General features: G+C 41.3%; 14 protein-coding genes. 7 read left to right on the top strand and 7 right to left on the bottom strand.

Translation table 11 applies throughout. The features are described 5' to 3' along the window. Positions 1–75 precede the first annotated feature (75 nt). On the top strand, positions 76–918 hold the full coding sequence (locus ACFEL9_RS12325) for a glycosyltransferase family 2 protein (RefSeq protein ID WP_385890291.1): 843 nt from the start codon (positions 76–78) through the stop codon (positions 916–918). Here ACFEL9_RS12325 and fabG read toward each other — a convergent pair. From fabG to lptB, 4 genes are all read right to left on the bottom strand, one after another. Next, entirely contained in the window at positions 856–1,611 is a 756-nt protein-coding gene (gene fabG / locus ACFEL9_RS12320) for a 3-oxoacyl-[acyl-carrier-protein] reductase (RefSeq protein ID WP_385890289.1), read from the bottom strand. The two genes, ACFEL9_RS12325 and fabG, sit on opposite strands and share 63 nt — an antisense overlap. Before the next feature lie 49 nt (positions 1,612–1,660). Further along, positions 1,661–3,175, bottom strand: coding sequence for a GH3 auxin-responsive promoter family protein (locus tag ACFEL9_RS12315; RefSeq protein ID WP_385890286.1), 1,515 nt, complete (start codon positions 3,173–3,175; stop codon positions 1,661–1,663). Between the two features lie 335 nt (positions 3,176–3,510). Next, complete coding sequence (locus ACFEL9_RS12310) at positions 3,511–3,753, bottom strand: addiction module protein (RefSeq protein ID WP_385890284.1); 243 nt, start codon at positions 3,751–3,753, stop codon at positions 3,511–3,513. A 58-nt stretch (positions 3,754–3,811) separates the two neighbouring features. Then, positions 3,812–4,588 (bottom strand): LPS export ABC transporter ATP-binding protein, encoded by a 777-nt coding sequence (lptB, locus tag ACFEL9_RS12305; RefSeq protein WP_385890281.1) that lies wholly within the window; start codon positions 4,586–4,588, stop codon positions 3,812–3,814. A gap of 185 nt (positions 4,589–4,773) precedes the next feature. Between lptB and metF the strand changes: the two genes are divergently transcribed. After that, on the top strand, positions 4,774–5,727 hold the full coding sequence (gene metF / locus ACFEL9_RS12300) for a methylenetetrahydrofolate reductase [NAD(P)H] (protein ID WP_385890278.1): 954 nt from the start codon (positions 4,774–4,776) through the stop codon (positions 5,725–5,727). Positions 5,728–5,810: 83 nt separating this feature from the next. Here the strand turns inward: metF and ACFEL9_RS12295 are convergent, their stop codons facing one another. Beyond that, positions 5,811–7,754: a peptidylprolyl isomerase gene (locus ACFEL9_RS12295; protein ID WP_385890275.1), complete on the bottom strand. Its 1,944-nt coding sequence runs from the start codon at positions 7,752–7,754 to the stop codon at positions 5,811–5,813. A 63-nt stretch (positions 7,755–7,817) separates the two neighbouring features. Beyond that, entirely contained in the window at positions 7,818–9,254 is a 1,437-nt protein-coding gene (locus ACFEL9_RS12290) for a DUF5106 domain-containing protein (protein WP_385890272.1), read from the bottom strand. A 211-nt stretch (positions 9,255–9,465) separates the two neighbouring features. Between ACFEL9_RS12290 and rlmD the strand changes: the two genes are divergently transcribed. The 5 genes from rlmD (at position 9,466) to cysS (ending at position 15,550) form a co-directional block, all read left to right on the top strand. After that, positions 9,466–10,932, top strand: coding sequence for a 23S rRNA (uracil(1939)-C(5))-methyltransferase RlmD (rlmD, locus tag ACFEL9_RS12285; RefSeq protein ID WP_385890269.1), 1,467 nt, complete (start codon positions 9,466–9,468; stop codon positions 10,930–10,932). 46 nt (positions 10,933–10,978) lie between these two features. Then, the gene (locus ACFEL9_RS12280; protein WP_385890266.1) at positions 10,979–11,716 is read left to right on the top strand and encodes a rhomboid family intramembrane serine protease; all 738 of its coding nucleotides are present in this window, start codon (positions 10,979–10,981) and stop codon (positions 11,714–11,716) included. Positions 11,717–11,805: 89 nt separating this feature from the next. Then, positions 11,806–12,732 (top strand): rhomboid family intramembrane serine protease, encoded by a 927-nt coding sequence (locus ACFEL9_RS12275; protein ID WP_385890263.1) that lies wholly within the window; start codon positions 11,806–11,808, stop codon positions 12,730–12,732. A 103-nt stretch (positions 12,733–12,835) separates the two neighbouring features. Continuing rightward, a complete protein-coding gene (locus tag ACFEL9_RS12270) occupies positions 12,836–13,963 on the top strand; it encodes an endonuclease/exonuclease/phosphatase family protein (protein ID WP_385890260.1) in 1,128 nt (375 codons plus the stop codon). Between the two features lie 84 nt (positions 13,964–14,047). Continuing rightward, entirely contained in the window at positions 14,048–15,550 is a 1,503-nt protein-coding gene (gene cysS / locus ACFEL9_RS12265) for a cysteine--tRNA ligase (RefSeq protein WP_385890257.1), read from the top strand. A 50-nt stretch (positions 15,551–15,600) separates the two neighbouring features. Here cysS and mnmC2 read toward each other — a convergent pair whose 3' ends face one another. Continuing rightward, positions 15,601–16,284, bottom strand: a complete 684-nt coding sequence (gene mnmC2, locus ACFEL9_RS12260; RefSeq protein WP_385890254.1) for a tRNA (5-methylaminomethyl-2-thiouridine)(34)-methyltransferase MnmC2 — start codon at positions 16,282–16,284, stop codon at positions 15,601–15,603. Positions 16,285–16,313: the final 29 nt, after the last annotated feature.

Below are 16,313 nucleotides of genomic sequence, written 5' to 3'. Positions count from 1 at the left end.
TTTTACCCGGCAAAGGTAGCCTGTGAAGACAGGCATGAAGAAAATTTTTTGAATGTGAAAAATGTAAATCGGCGTATGGAACTATTGTCAGTTGTTATTATAACATATAATGAAGAAAAGAACATTGGAAGATGTCTTGATTCAGTCAAAGAAGTGGCGGATGAAGTCGTGATCCTTGACTCGTTCTCAACTGACCGAACAGTGGAGATTGCTGAAGAAAAAGGAGCTCTTGTGTTTCAGCAAAAATTTGCAGGATATATTGCGCAGAAGAATGCAGCGCTGGAGTTTGCCGAAAATAATTATGTGTTATGCCTGGATGCCGATGAAGAACTCGATGACCAATTGAAGGCATCAATCATAAAAGCAAAAAAGGGGTTTGCATTCAGGGCTTACAAAATGAATCGCTGTGCCAATTACTGTGGCAAATTCATCCGGCATGGAAGCTGGTACCCCGAATCCAAAGTTCGCTTGTTTGATAAACGCTATCTCAAATGGGGCGGCCTGGATCCCCACGACAAAGTAATTGTACCTCCCACCGTTGCTGTTTGCCCGTTGAAGGGGGACTTGCTCCATTACATTTGTAGCACAGTGGAAGAACATGTGAGAAGAAGTAACAACTTTAGCACAATCGCTGCCCGGTCACTTTACTTCGTAGGTAAAAAAACCAATTGGTTAAAAATAGTGTTTAGCCCATTGTGGTCATTTGTACATTCCTATATCCTGAGAGCGGGATTTTTAAATGGCTACCGTGGCCTGATGATCGCAAGTCAACAGGCACGGTATCACTTCCTGAAATATTTTAAATTGTATAAACTACAGCGGAGTAAAATAACAGTGACGATGCCATCGCGAAGTCTAAATATTCAAACCCCCACAAACACTGATCGTCTGTCCCGTGATGTAAGAGCCCATGTCTGATGCCAGGAACAAAGTGGTATTTGCAATGTCTTCAGCGCTGGCAAAACGGCCTAAGGGAATTCCTGCTTTGTATTTATCACCTGCATCACCTTCTTTAAGGTAGCTTGTCATATCTGTTTCCACAAAACCGGGTGCGATGGCATTGCAACGAATGTTGCGACTACCCAATTCTTTTGCGACACTTTTGGTAAACCCTATAATGCCGGCTTTTGATGCTGAATAACTGCTTTGACCCGCATTACCCATTTCCCCAATAATTGAACTCATATTTATAATGCTTCCGTTTCTCGCTTTCATCATTGGTTTGATGACCTGCTTGGTCATATAGAATACGCTGTTCAGGTTCACTTTTATTACTTCATCCCATTGATCAGGACTCATCCGGAGTAGTAAATTATCTTTTGATATACCGGCATTGTTTACACATATATCGACAGTTCCAAATTCTTTCAATACATCATTGACGAAGGCTTCGCATTGGGCAAAATCACCGGCATTGCTTTTATAACCTTTTGCCTTTACACCCAGTGCTTTTAACTTTTCTTCCAGTGCCAAAGCCTTTTCAGCACTGCTATCACTTACATACGTAAATGTAATATTGGCCCCATGCTCTGCGAATTTGATAGCGATGGCTTCGCCAATACCCCTTGCGGCCCCTGTAACTATGGCAACTTTTCCATTTAGTAGTTTCATTGGATTATTTTATTTGAACAAAAATAAGAGAATCGGGCTAGTTGAATAATCATTGCGAAGCAGCGAAAGATTTTATTTCTTCTATATACTTTCTTTCGTTACTCAGTCTTGGAACCTTATGTTGTCCACCCAGTTTCCCTTTGCTATGCAGCCATTGGTTAAAGGTTCCTTTTTTCAATGCATGAAGTACCGGCAACCGAAGCGCAATATCCTTATGCCGCTTAGCCTCATAATCGCTATTAATGCTTTTTAAGGCTGTATCGAGCTCTTGCGTAAATGAGTTGAGATCCACCGGTTCTTTTTCAAATTCTATCAGCCATTCGTGGGCGCCGTTTGAAGTGTCAGAAAAATAAATGGGAGCGGCTGTATAATCATTTACAATGGCACCTGTTTTTTCTGAAGCAATGGCAATGGCTTTATCTGTGTTATCAACAATCACTTCTTCCCCAAACGCATTGATATAATGTTTCAATCTTCCCGACACTTTCACCTTGAATGGTTTTAGGCAGGTAAATTGAATAGTGTCCCCAACAAGATATCGCCATAAACCTCCATTGGTACTGATGATAAGTGCATAGTTTTTGCCAATCTCAACATCCTGCAGGCTGATGGTTTGCGGGTATTTTTTACCATATTCACTCACCGGCATAAACTCCATGAAAATGCCGTGGTCGGTAAACAAGAGCATACCTTCATCACCAGGGTTTTCCTGGGCAGCAAAGAACCCTTCGCTGGCATTATACATTTCCAGGTAGTTGATTTTTTTGCCAATCAACTTTTGAAACTGCTCTTTATAAGGAGTAAATGAAACACCACCATGCATGTATAACTCCAGCGACGGCCATACCTCAGCCATCGTTTTTTTACCGGTGATTTCTAAAATGCGTTTAAATAAAACCAATGTCCAGGTTGGTACGCCTGATATGGAAGTAACATTCTCTTTAATAGTACTATTTGCCAGCTTCTCTATTTTATTCTCCCATTCGTCCATCAGGGCAATGCTGAGATCGGGTGTTCGTAACCAATGACCCCAAAATGGTGTGTTCTGGAGCAATACTGCACTTAGGTCCCCGTACTGCGCATCATTGTTCATGGGATTGATATTGTGACTACCTCCCAACACCAATCCTTTGCCTGTTAATAAAGCAGAATCGGGATTAAAATTATAATATAAGGTCAGCACATCTTTGGCCGCTTTAAAATGGCATTCTTCCAGGCTTTCTTCGCTAATAGGGATGAACTTGCTTTTATCGCTGGTAGTACCGCTGCTTTTCGCAAACCAATAAATGGGTGTATTCCATAGAATATTTTGTTCACCCCGCATGATGCGTTCAATATAAGGCTTCAGATCCTCATACTCATGAATGGGAACAGCTTGTTTGAAGGATCGGACATTAAACAATTCATGAAAGTTGTATTTCCGTCCAAACTCAGTGTATTGAGCAGAAGTCACCAGGTCCTGCAGCACTTCACGCTGTGCATCCAATGGATTATTTTTCCATGCTTCGATGCGCCAAAAACGCATACGGGCCAGCGATGATATGGCAGGACTTAAAATGCTCATTGCTGGTGGCAAGATAAAAAAGAAATTACATTAAACTAACGAAGGCGTTTTTTTACAAACCGAGATGACCTGGATGAATGCATAATCGCCAATACCCTGATCTCGGGCTCTTCAAACAAATAATAAATATTACAAGGAAAATGCGGAAGGCGACTCTTACGTATGCTTTTATCTTTATTATACCAACCAAATGCTTCGGGAAAAGATAGAATTTGTCATACGCCTGAGTGAGATCATCCAGAAATTTATACCCCAGGAAATCTGCTTGCTTTTCGTACCATTCAGCTATTTCCTCCATATCACGTCGTGCTGAAGTAGAAATCACAAGAAGCAGGCTATTTTTTTGCATTTCTGTTCTGCTTGAGCTTCTCTTCTATTTCTTTTTTTACTTCATCCCAGGGTCTGAACTTCACATTCCCTTTTTCATAATCTTCCAATCGCTCTCTTAATATCTGCTCTTCTTCAGACTCAAGAGCTTCATTAATGAGATCCTGGTCAATACTTTCCCACAGCTCGTCGATAATTTTGAGCTTTTCCTCGTTAGGAAGTTTCTTTATGTCATCAATATTTACAGGCATATTGTAAGTTACAAAAAATCAGGGTGAAGCTTTATTGTCTTCTTTTGTAACCCCTGATTTATTGCTTGAAAGCAGCTTTTATCGCTTCTTCGTGCAGGTAGTCTTTTCTTTTCAGTTCAAAATTTCTTCCGAGATATAATTTTCTTACCTGCTCGTCAGCAGCTAACTCTTCTGCTGTTCCATGCTTAAAGATTTTTCCGTCGATAAGCAGGTAAGCTCTATCACAAATGGATAAAGTTTCCGTCACGTTATGATCGGTGATGAGAATTCCGATGTTTTTATACTTTAATTTAGCGACAATAGCTTGTATATCTTCTACGGCTATAGGGTCAATACCTGCAAAAGGCTCATCCAGGAGGATAAACTTTGGATCAACGGCCAAAGCCCGGGCTATCTCGGTTCTTCTTCTCTCTCCACCACTCAACACATCACCATTGCTCTTACGAACATGATGAAGCCTGAATTCGTCTAACAGCGATTCCATTTTTTCCTTTTGCTCCTGCTTGCTAAGCTTTGTCATCTCTAAAACTGCGGCAATATTATCCTCAACACTCAATTTGCGAAATACAGATGCTTCCTGCGGTAGATAGCCAATGCCCATCTGTGCTCTTTTATACATTGGCAAAGAAGTAATATCCAGATCGTTTAGAAAAACAGTGCCTTCATCTGGACGCACAAGGCCAACCACCTGGTAAAAAGAGGTCGTTTTACCAGCGCCATTGGGGCCCAGCAAACCGACAATTTCTCCCTGGTTTACCTGGAATGAAACATGGTTAACAACTGTTCGGCTGCCATATTTTTTGACAAGATTTTGAGCATATATACTAGTGGACATAAGATTGCAAAAATAAGACATGCCATCGAGCCGCTCAAGAAGTTACAAAGGTTTAACAGGTTTAGAGGTTTAGCCCTATAAACTTGTTGAACTTATTAAACCTTTTAAACCTTTTCTATATTAGCTTTGCACCCCAATGAAACAAGGCCGGACTGTCCCGGCTTTTTAATAATGTAGAGAACCTGATGAAAGTTATTGACCACATTAAAGGAGCTAAGGACACACTGATCTCATTTGAGGTATTGCCCCCATTAAAAGGGAAAGGTATTGAGGCGTTGTATAAACATCTTGACCCCTTAATGGAATTCAGACCCTCCTTTATTAATGTTACTTATCACCGCAGTGAGCATGTGTTTAAAAAAAGGGCGGATGGAAGCTTTGAAAAAGTGATCATCCGTAAGCGGCCGGGTACTGAAAGCATTTGTGCTGCTATCATGAACAAATACAATGTAGATACGGTTCCGCATCTTATTTGCGGCGGTTTTAGCATCAATGATACCGAAGACGCCCTCATCAACCTTCGATACCTGGGCATTGACAATGTGTTGGTGCTTCGGGGTGATGCGGCAAAAAACGAAGCCACCTTTGAACCCGAACCCGATGGCCACCGCTATGCCAGCGATCTGCTTAAACAAGTAGTTCAATTGAATGCCGGAATCTACCTCGAAGAAGATCTTAAAGGAACTCACAAAACAGATTTTTGTATCGGCGTAGCAGGTTATCCTGAAAAGCATTTTGAGGCGCCGAATATGCAAACTGATCTCAATTACCTCAAAGCAAAAGTGGATGGCGGAGCAGACTATATTATTACACAAATGTTTTTTGACAATACAAAATATTATGAGTTTGTAAAGGCTTGCCGTGATATTGGTATCACCGTGCCTATTATCCCGGGATTAAAACCCATTTACAGCAAAAAACAATTGACTGTTTTACCGAAGACTTTCCACATTGATCTTCCAGCTGATCTTGCGAATGAAATAGTAAAATGCAAAACAGATGAAGAGGTTGAAAAAATTGGTGAAGAATGGTTATTGGAGCAATCGAAAGACCTGAAGAAAAATGGCGTTCCTGTTTTACATTATTATACACTTGGCCGGCCATTCATGGTGGCGAACGTAGTCAAAAAGCTTCTATAGTCTTACTCTTTAAAAAAGAAAGGTTACTGTTCGGCAACCTTTCTTTTTTTATTATACTAAAATCAGGCTTAAAACGTGGTATATCAATGAATCTTTCCTGAGACTAGATCATTGACAACTTTGTCATCCAGCTTCACCGGGTATTTTTGTCTCAATTGCCTGATCCACTGTTCTTCGAGCCAATTTTGATAGTCGTTCATCACTAATCCTTTTGCTTCGTTGAAACTCCTTGGTGCCGGCTGGTTATACACTTTATTAATTAAAGCAAATGAAGAAGTTTTATCACCTTCATTTGTAGATAGCGGTGTAATCATCCCTGGCTTAGGCGTTGTTTTATTTAATCCGGGAATTTGTGCCCATTCATACCGGGCCGAGTCAGCTACAATTTTTTCTTTGTGGGGTTCCAATAATTCCTTCCAGTTGGCCGGATTTTTCTTTAACTGGTCTCCAAATACTTTAGCGCTGGCTTCATCTGAACAAAAAAAGATGATCGCATCAGCACTCTGTTTCCAATTATAAGCATCCTTATTTTTCTCATACATTGCCTGCAATGCGGCGGCATCATTTTGCGCCTTGTTCCAGACTTCCTGTTGCATGATTTCAAAAAAGAGATTACCATCGGTAAACTCTTCCATTTGATTACGGAAATCCGAATTAAAGTCTTCGAGATGTGCCCGGTAGTATTGATAGAGAGAGTTTTTAATAAACTCATCCATCAAATCCGGGTATGACTTTATCTTCCCGGATGTATTGTACCGGTTCATTTTTGCAAAATTGATCCATTCATCAACAGTATAAACGGTGCTTCCAATTTTGAAAAGAGCCGACTCTTTATTCATGGTTCGTCCCATTACAGCCGGCTTGCTATCCAACAAACTATCTGACAATGACCACAGCACTGCTTCTTTATACGGCAACTGCTGTAAGCCGACTTTATTTTTCACCTGTGCATAAATAAAATCCTTCGCGGTTTTCCACCTGTCTGTTGCTTTTACTTTTTTCGACAGATCATCCATATTGTCTTTATCCCTGGCATTGGTGATCACAGGTTTGGCTGAAATCTTTTTTACAATATGATAGCCATGTGTGGTAACAAAAGGCTTACTTACCGCTCCATTTTTTAATGACCATACCTGCTTTTCAAATACCGGATCGTATTGGCCAACCGATATATCAGGAATATTTCCTTCCGTTGCCGCACTTACATAATCGTTGCTATACGTGGAAGCCAGTTTGCCAAAATCTTCACCCGCTAAAATTTTTTTGTAAAGAGAATCTGCCAGCAATGCTGTCTTTTTTTTGTCGGCCTCTGAAATGCCCGGAGGGAAGGCCAATAATATCTGCTGCACTTTTACTTTACCCAAAGCTTTTCTTTCCCCGAGATTTTTAAAAATATGGTAACCGGCTTTAGACCGGTACGGCTTCGAATACTTTCCAGCAGGTGTCGAATAAATAATGTTTTCAAATTCGTAAGGCAGTGTAAAAACAGTGATGTAGTTCAAATCACCTTTGTTTGCTTTGGCAGCAGGATCGTCAGAAAGCTGTTGGGCGACGGTCATAAAATCTTCGCCTTTTGCCAGTCGGCCCGTTATTTCGCTCACCTTCTTTTGCGCAGTAACAGTATCAATTGCGCCATTTGCATTTTTCAACGAAATAAAAATATGAGCTGCATGCACATCCTTCAGGCTACGCTGAAAGGCTTCCTTTGTCATCCTGTCGATAACAGCCGGATCATTCATGTAGTTTTCAATAACCTGGTTGCGAAGGTTTTCCACCTCAACTTTTATTTGTGGAAGCGTATCATATCTTCTGTCATACGCTTCACGGATCTTAAGACGGGAGTTTATATAAAGATCCAGGTACTCCTTCATCGCCTTTGGTGACGATGGCTGTTGGTTATTGCGGTTATAAGCTCTCAAAAAATCTTTTGCGTCAGCCTTATGGCTACCGTAAGTAAATAGTGTTTGGGAAGAAGCGGGAGATACAATTGCGAAAATGAATAAAGCAGTCAGCCAGTTTTTTGTCATAGTATGAATTTTCAAATGCCTTAGAATAACGAATTCGAATATCAATTATTGGAAATAATATATTTATTGCGATTGCATTTTTATGTTTATGATCTCATCGGCCTGTTGCCAGGTAAGTTTTTTAGCTATGATCCTTTTATCCTTATCCAGCAGGAAAACCGCAGGCACCACCTGTGCGTCGTATAACTGTGTATAACCGGGTATACCGGCGTCTACCCTTGTTTTTTCTTCCGCTTTGGAATAATACACGTTCGTCCAATCCTTTAACTGGTATTTATGGATAAAGTCCATCCAATCCTTTTTTGAGCCATCCGTTTCTTTCGCCACTGCATAAATTTTTACCCCGTTGTGCTTCCATTTTGCCTGGTATATCGAATCCATCACGGGCAATACCTCCTTGCAATGCCCGCAGGTGGGATCCCAAAAGCAAACGATGGTAAAACGGGAAGTATCATTATACAATGATTTGTTGACCCCAGCCGTATCCGGTAGGGAGATATTTTCAGCGGGGTTGCCCATGATATTCGCCATCAGGCTGTAGGCTCTTTCTGTAATGATCTTTTTGCCTTGCGGAGTGAGCCAGTCATAGTTTTTTTGCGAAAAATATTTTTCAAACAGGTGAACGAACACCTTATCCTCCCACATGTATTTCATGTTAAGATAGCGGTTCACAAATTTTACCAGCAGATATCTTGTCATTTCAGGGCTGGCGGAAGCATAACCTAACATCCAATCTATTTCATTAATGACTGAGTCGGGGTGCTGGTAAACCAGCGTATTATAATACTTATCCAATCGTTCATCAAACAAGGAGGCTGGAGTACGGGTCATCCTGTCATCCCAAAAACCCAATCCATCCCAATAATGATCTTTAAAATAGCGGTAGGCAAATGTCGAATCATACTTTCCGCCGGGATGTTTTTCGGCAGGCGGAATTTTTGGTTCTTCCATTAAGTGCATCAATAAGCTGAGAATATTATCCGGATTCTTCGCAATAAACTGTGATCGGTAGGCCGATATTTCTTCTAAAGTTTTTTTGATATTTTCAGTGATACCAGCCGAGTCTTTGGCCGTTTTAGCTGATTTTAAAGCATTATTCCTGGATTCGATAGCCGCTCCTTTTTTGGCCATGTATTGCTGATACTCATTGAAGAGGTCATTATCAGGCGAGTTTACAAATTTCTTTGCCCTCGAATCGCTTGTGTCCGCAACCAGTGAAAAATGTTGCTTTTTGTCGATCAGTATCTCGAGATACCTGTCCTTATTTGGATATACAACCAGGTATATACCGCCACCCAGCTCTTTTGAACCTTTAAAAACGCCCTCGCCTTTTTCATTCAGCTTTACCGAATCGACGACAGGATATTGTTTACCTGAATAATGGCCGAGATAGATATATTGATTTTTGACAGGCTTAAGCGTCACTTTTATCTCATAACCGTTTTGTGCAAATACAAGAGAAGATAGCAGCAAAAGCGGGATCATTGACAATTTTTTCATCCGTTTGACTTTCACTTTCATTTCATTTGGTCGTTCAAGAGCCAGAATAATCGGTAAAGTTATCTAAAAAACCTCCGGAATTGCAATGCCGGAATCCATTAACAAATTGTTTCATAGAGGGTTTAACCCTTGAAACAGTTGCTTTCTTTAAAAATTACAGAAATATCTGGTTTTGGGTTACCGTTAAAAGCCGGGGTCTTAGTTTTGCGCCGTGAGCAGAAAAAAGAAAAATATCGTACTGGAAAAAATAAGAGTAGAAGATTATGCCGCAGAAGGCAAGTCGCTGGCAAAAGTTGACGGTAAAGTGATTTTTATTGAAGGCGTTGTCCCGGGCGATGTCGTTGATGTTCAATTGGGCCGTAACAAAAAAGATTGGGCTGAAGGGCGGCCGCTCCGGTTTCATTCATTATCGCCCGACAGGGTCGAACCATTTTGCTCACATTTTGGTGTTTGCGGTGGCTGTCAATGGCAAATGTTGCCATACGAAAAACAATTGCAATACAAGCAACGGCAGGTAAAAGACAATCTTCAGCGAATCGGCAAAGTTCAATTACCTGAAATAATGCCCATACTCGGCGCCAGGAAAACCAGGTATTATCGAAATAAAATAGAATACACATTTGGAATAAAAGAATTTTTGCCTTTTGCTGATTTTAAAAAATTAAAAGAAGAAAAGGAAGCTGCGATAAGTGGGGAAAGTGCGTTGATGGCCTCCCCTAAGGAGGGAGGTCGGGAGGGGGCCGTTGCGGGATTTCACGCCAAAGGCATGTTTGACAAATTAGTAGATATTCAAACATGCTACCTGCAGGAAGAACCAACCAATGCGATACGATTGGCCATCAAAAAATTTGCCCTGGACCATAATTACAGTTTTTATGATATCCGCAATCATGCAGGACTTTTAAGAACCATGCAGGTGCGTTTATGCACTACGGGGGAGTTAATGGTAAATATTGTATTTGGCGAAAAACAAGACCGGAAAATCAAAACATTGCTCGACCATATTTTGAATTTATTTCCGGGAATCACCACCCTGCTCTACACCATCAACACGAAAAAAAATGATAGCCTTCACGACCTGGAGCCCGTCATCTACTCCGGAAAAGGATATGTAATCGAGAAGCTCGAAGATTTTTCGTTTAAGATCGGTCCAAAGTCCTTTTTTCAAACCAATAGCCGGCAGGGCGAGGCATTATACCGCATAACCCGGGACTTTGCCGAACTGACAGGCAATGAAACCGTGTATGACCTCTATTGTGGCACGGGAAGCATTGGCATTTTTGTAAGCCGGAACGCCAAAAAAATTATTGGTGTCGAAATGATTGCAGCTGCAATAGAAGATGCTAAAGAAAACGCCGCACTGAACAATCTGAGCGATACGGCGTTCTTTGCAGGAGACGTAATCGACGTGTGCAATGATGAGTTTTTTGCCGCCCATGGACGGCCTGACGTAATTATTACCGATCCACCGCGGGCCGGCATGCATGAAAAACTGGTGAGAAAGATATTGGATATGGCGGCGCCTACCCTGGTTTATGTGAGCTGCAATCCCGCCACACAGGCAAGAGATCTCAACTTACTCAATGAAAAATACGAGGTAAAAAAGATTCAGCCGGTTGACATGTTTCCGCACACCTTGCATATTGAAAATGTTGTTCAGTTAAAATTAAGACAGTAGAAGATTAGTTGTCCGGCCTTTAAGCAGTAAAAAGTATTTTTGTTTTATGAGTCAATTTCGTTTTACACGACCTAGTAATTTCCCCCCAATTGTCAAAAACCTTATCATCATTAATATTTTGGTTTGGATTGCCCAACTGATGTTTCATAAAGATTTTGATCTCACCAATAAAATTGCGTTATACCCTATTGATACGCCCTACTTCAAGCCATACCAGATAGCTACACATATGTTTGCCCATGCAACTTACGATGGCTTTGGCAACATTATGTTCTTCCATATCCTTTTCAATATGTTTACGCTGTGGATGTTTGGAAAGATCCTGGAGAATGTGTGGGGCTCAAAACGATTTTTATTCTTTTACCTGTCCTGTGGTGTTGGCGCTGCTTTATGTCATTTATTGGTTCAACATCTGCGGTTCGATCCTGCTTTGGTTCAACAGCTTGAAACGGCTTATGTGAACCAGGATCAACAAACTTACAATGCTCTCATGCCTAAAGTAAGTGGATTTTTTGCGTCGGCCGTCGGTGCTTCAGGCGCCGTAATGGGAGTGATGGTGGGCTTTGCCTATTTGTTTCCCAATACGGAATTATATCTCATGCTAATCCCAATCCCGGTAAAGGCCAAATGGGCCATTTTAGGTTTGGTACTAGTAGACCTTTTTGGCGGTATTAGTCCCCTGCAGGGTGATAACATTGCTCATTTCGCCCATTTAGGCGGAGCTATTACCGGCTTTATAATAGTATACATCTGGAACAAAACCAACCGCAAAACGTTGTATTGATAAGGGGATTAAAACAGGCGACCGAAGATAATTTCTGCATGTCATTATCTTCCTGTTTTGAACATCCTGGTTTATTTTTGCATTGACACATGGCGTACTACGAACAACAGCACCGAAAACGATTATCACTTGCGCAGGCAAATAATGCATTGATACTCTTAATTGCGATCAACATGATCATCTTTGTTGTTCTTGCCTTTTTATATGCTGTCTTTCACCTTCGCTATGAAAATGCGGCCGAAGCCCGTCATTTTTATGAAACAAAAATTTTAAGCCAGTTCGCATTGCCTGCTGACTTCAGCAAAATAGCCGCCAAACCCTGGACCATTCTTACCCACATGTTTACCCACGACAGTGTGTGGCACCTGCTCGGGAACATGCTATGGCTTTGGGTATTTGGTTATATTTTTCTTGATCTTACCGGGAACCGAAAGATCATTCCACTTTATATCTATGGCGCTTTGGGTGGCGCTTTGGCATTTATTTTAGCGTATAATTTTTTACCGGGTCTCAAGCAATCACTCCCGGTGGTTCAGGCCCTGGGTGCATCTGCAGGTGTTATGGCCATTGCGGCAGGCGTAACCACCATTTCGCCGGGGTACCGAATCTTTCCTATGCTTTTCGGCGGCATTCCTATTTGGGTGCTAATGGTTATTTATCTCATCATTGATCTCGCCGGTATCCCGCTTAGTAACCCGGGCGGACATATCGCTCACCTGGCGGGAGCTTTGACAGGGTTTTTATTCATTGTTTTCTTCCGTCGTGGCTATGACTGGAGCGAATGGATGAATAATTTCTTTGATTGGTTTGGTAATCTTTTCAATCCCGATAAACCCAAAAAAGGAAAAAACATCAAGCAGGAGTTGTTTTATAAGTCAGACAAGCAGCCTTATAAAAAAACACCCAATATCACTGAGCAAAGGGTCAATGAGATTTTAGATAAGATCAACCTCAAAGGATATAATACCCTAACCGAAGAAGAAAAAGACATTTTAAGGCGGGCCAGCCAGGAATAGAACAGGTTCAAAACTTTAAGAAGTTTAATGGAAGGCTGGCTGCGTATAAGTTTCAAACTTTGAACCGCTTTATCATCCCTCCCTTTTTTTGTAATTTGCAATAATGGCCAATAAGTTGCGGACTTACTCGAAACGGTTCCTGATTTTGCTTAATTGCGGGATCGTTTTCCTGTTTTTACTGGCCTGTTTAAATCCTTATATCAATCCTCAAAACTGGTGGTTCGTTTCTCTTTTAGGAATAGGATTTCCCTTTTTGTTATTGGCTGTAGTTGGCTTTTTGATTTGGTGGCTTTTTGTAAAAAAAAGATATGCCCTTATTTCGGGAATAGCTTTGGTATTGGGATTTAAAAATATAACTGCATTTTTTTCTTTTCATTTTCCAAGAAGCTTCAAGACGGAGAAAAAATTGCAAACCATCCGCATAGCTACCTGGAATGTGGCCCGGTTTATTGAAATGAAAAAAAATAATAACAAGGGTAGCCAAACCCGGTTAAAAATGCTGGAGCAAATAAAGCAACAAAATGCCGATATCATTTGCCTGCAGGAATTTTTTCATTCTTATGACGAAGGTTGGTATCATAATATTGACTTTATGCGTGACAGTCTTCACTATCCTTATTTCTGTTATTCTTATGAATTGGATGGTGGTAAAAAGTTCACCGGCAATGCCATTTTTTCCCGCTTCCCGATTATTGATAGTGGCTTGATACGCTATCCCCGGCCGTCGATGCCTGAGAATTTGGTGTATGCTGATATTCGTTTAAAAAATCGGATTATCCGGGTTTATACCACCCACCTGCAATCTGTTCAGCTTAGAAAAAGCGATTATGAGACCATTGAAAATATCAAAGAGGGAGAAGAGGGAATTAGCGCTAAGTCAAAGACCATTTTTTCGAAGCTAAAAAACGGGGTTATAAACCGGAAAATACAAACTGATATCATTAACCAGGTATTAGGCGACAGCCCATATCCTGCCATCTTTTGTGGCGATTTGAATGATGTCCCGAACTCTTATACCTATTTTAAAATAAAGGGTGACATGCAGGACGCTTTCTTACGAAAGGGTTTTGGAATCGGTCGCACTTTTTCCTCCATTTCGCCTACGCTAAGGATTGATTATATCTTTGCCGACCGGCGTTTTCGGGTTGCACAATTCAAACGCATTGTAAGAAACTATTCAGACCATTATATGCTGGTTTCGGATATGGAGCTTAAAACGATCGGCCGCTAGCAACTCCGGCTCAATATGAGAGGATAATTACCATTACTTTTGCATCAATTTTTTGTAAGAAACAGGCGTTGAAAGTCAAAATTTATGAGTGAACTGAAAGTCTATAATTCGTTGTCGAGAACTAAAGAAGTTTTTACTCCCATCACACCGGGGCATGTGGGATTGTATGTGTGCGGGCCAACAGTAAGTGGCGAAAGTCACCTGGGCCATGCCCGACCCTACATCACCTTTGATGTGATCAATCGTTACCTTGGATATTTAGGTTATAAAGTTCGCTACGTCAGGAATATTACAGATGCCGGTCACTTTGAAGAAGAGGGAAGAGAAGCAGAAGATAAAATTTCAAAAAAGGCCGTGCTGGAAAAGCTGGAACCGATGGAACTGGTACAGAAATACACCAACCTGTTTCATTGGGCGATGCAACAATTTAATACACTGCCTCCTTCGATTGAGCCCACAGCCACCGGACACATCGTTGAGCAAATTGGCATGATCGAAACGATCATCAAAGCCGGTTATGGTTATGTAGTGAATGGGTCCGTTTATTTTGATGTAAAAAAATATGCTGCTTCGCATGACTACGGTAAGTTAAGCGGCCGTGTTATTGACGACCTCTTAGAAACCACCCGTGACCTGGAAGGCCAGGAAGAAAAAAGAGACAAAGCTGATTTTGCCCTATGGAAAAATGCCGCCCCTGAGCATATTATGCGTTGGCAAAGTCCCTGGGGTGTAGGCTTTCCCGGCTGGCATATCGAATGCTCCGCAATGGCAACAAAATACCTGGGATCACAGTTTGACATTCATGGTGGCGGTATGGACCTTTTATTCCCGCATCATGAAAGTGAAATTGCGCAAAGTACTATTTGCAATCACCAGGCGCCCGTTCGCTATTGGATACATAACAATATGATCACCATCAACGGTAAGAAGATGGGCAAGAGTTATAATAACCAGATCATGCTGACACAGATGTTTAGTGGTAGCCACCCAATACTGGAAAAAGCCTATCACCCAATGGTGATCCGATTTTTTATCCTGCAAACGCATTACCGAAGTACGCTGGATTTTAGTAACGAGGCATTGCAGGCCGCCGAAAAAGGGTTAAAGAGGCTCTGGGAAGCGTATGAGAACTTAGGAAAATTGAGAGATGCCGGATACGAATTACAAGATACAGGCAGTGATCCCGAACTCGATGCCCGTGTGGTCAAACTTATAGCTGAGTTTGACGATTTTATGAACGACGACTTCAGCACGGCCCGTGTTTTGGCTAACATATTTGAATTGGTGCCGGTGATCAACTCCATGAAGGATAAAATCATTCCGATAAACACGTTATCAAAAAAGACATTTGAATTACTACAGCAACAGTTCAAAATTTATATCGAAGATATTCTTGGTTTAAAAAGCATCACCGAAGCAGATAATAAAAAACTGCAGGGGCTGATGCAATTACTCATCGATATTCGCAAAGAAGCAAAAGGAAAAAAGGATTTCGTTACATCAGATAAAATAAGAAACCAACTGGCCCAATTAGGTATTTCATTGAAAGATGAGAAAGGCGGGGAAATGAGCTGGAGTATCGATTAGAGGAATGGGTTTGGCAAGTGGGGAGTGGGGGTGATCCCAGTTGCCACTTACTATCCCTCACTCGCCTTTCTGCATCTCACCATTTCTCTTTTTCCGGGAGGTCCGGGAATTTTTTCAACGATGAAGCCTGCAGCCTGCATAGCTCTTCTTACGTCGCCCTTGCTGCAATAAGTGATCAGCACTCCACCCGGATGCATCATCCTCACTAATTTTTCAAACACTTCTTTTGTCCAAAGCTCCGGCTGAGCTGAGGGAGCAAAAGCATCGAAATAGATTAAATGCTGAGATGTTGAACTATTGAAGTTTAATAAAGAATTTTTGACTTTGTGCAGGGTGAAAAATGAAGTAATGCTAATATCCCGTTCCCATTCACACTGATGAATCTGTTCAAATACGGGTTTAAGATCGGACCGCTGCAATTGCTCACAATAGTTTAATGCATTGGTCTCTTCGTGTTGCAAAGGAAACAGTTCAACAGCTGTATAGTGAACGTTTATATTCAGCTTTTCTGTTTCAATAAATGTCAGCAACGCATTGAGCCCGGTGCCAAAGCCCATTTCGAAGATGTAAATGTCAAGTTTGTTCAAATTGGATAACGTATACCTGAACCCGGCATCAATGAACACATGCAAGGATTCCTGTATAGCGCCATGCAGGGAATGATAAGTGACATTCATTTCCGGAACAGAAACGGTATGAGAACCGTCTTTTGTGATAACTGGTTGCCTCAACATGCGACAAAATTCTATTTTTATTCCCCAAA

The organism is Terrimonas alba (assembly GCF_042434975.1).
Lineage (GTDB): Bacteria > Bacteroidota > Bacteroidia > Chitinophagales > Chitinophagaceae > Terrimonas_B > Terrimonas_B alba.
Note: the sequence above shows the minus strand (reverse complement) of the source record. Positions and strands in the feature narration are given on the sequence as shown.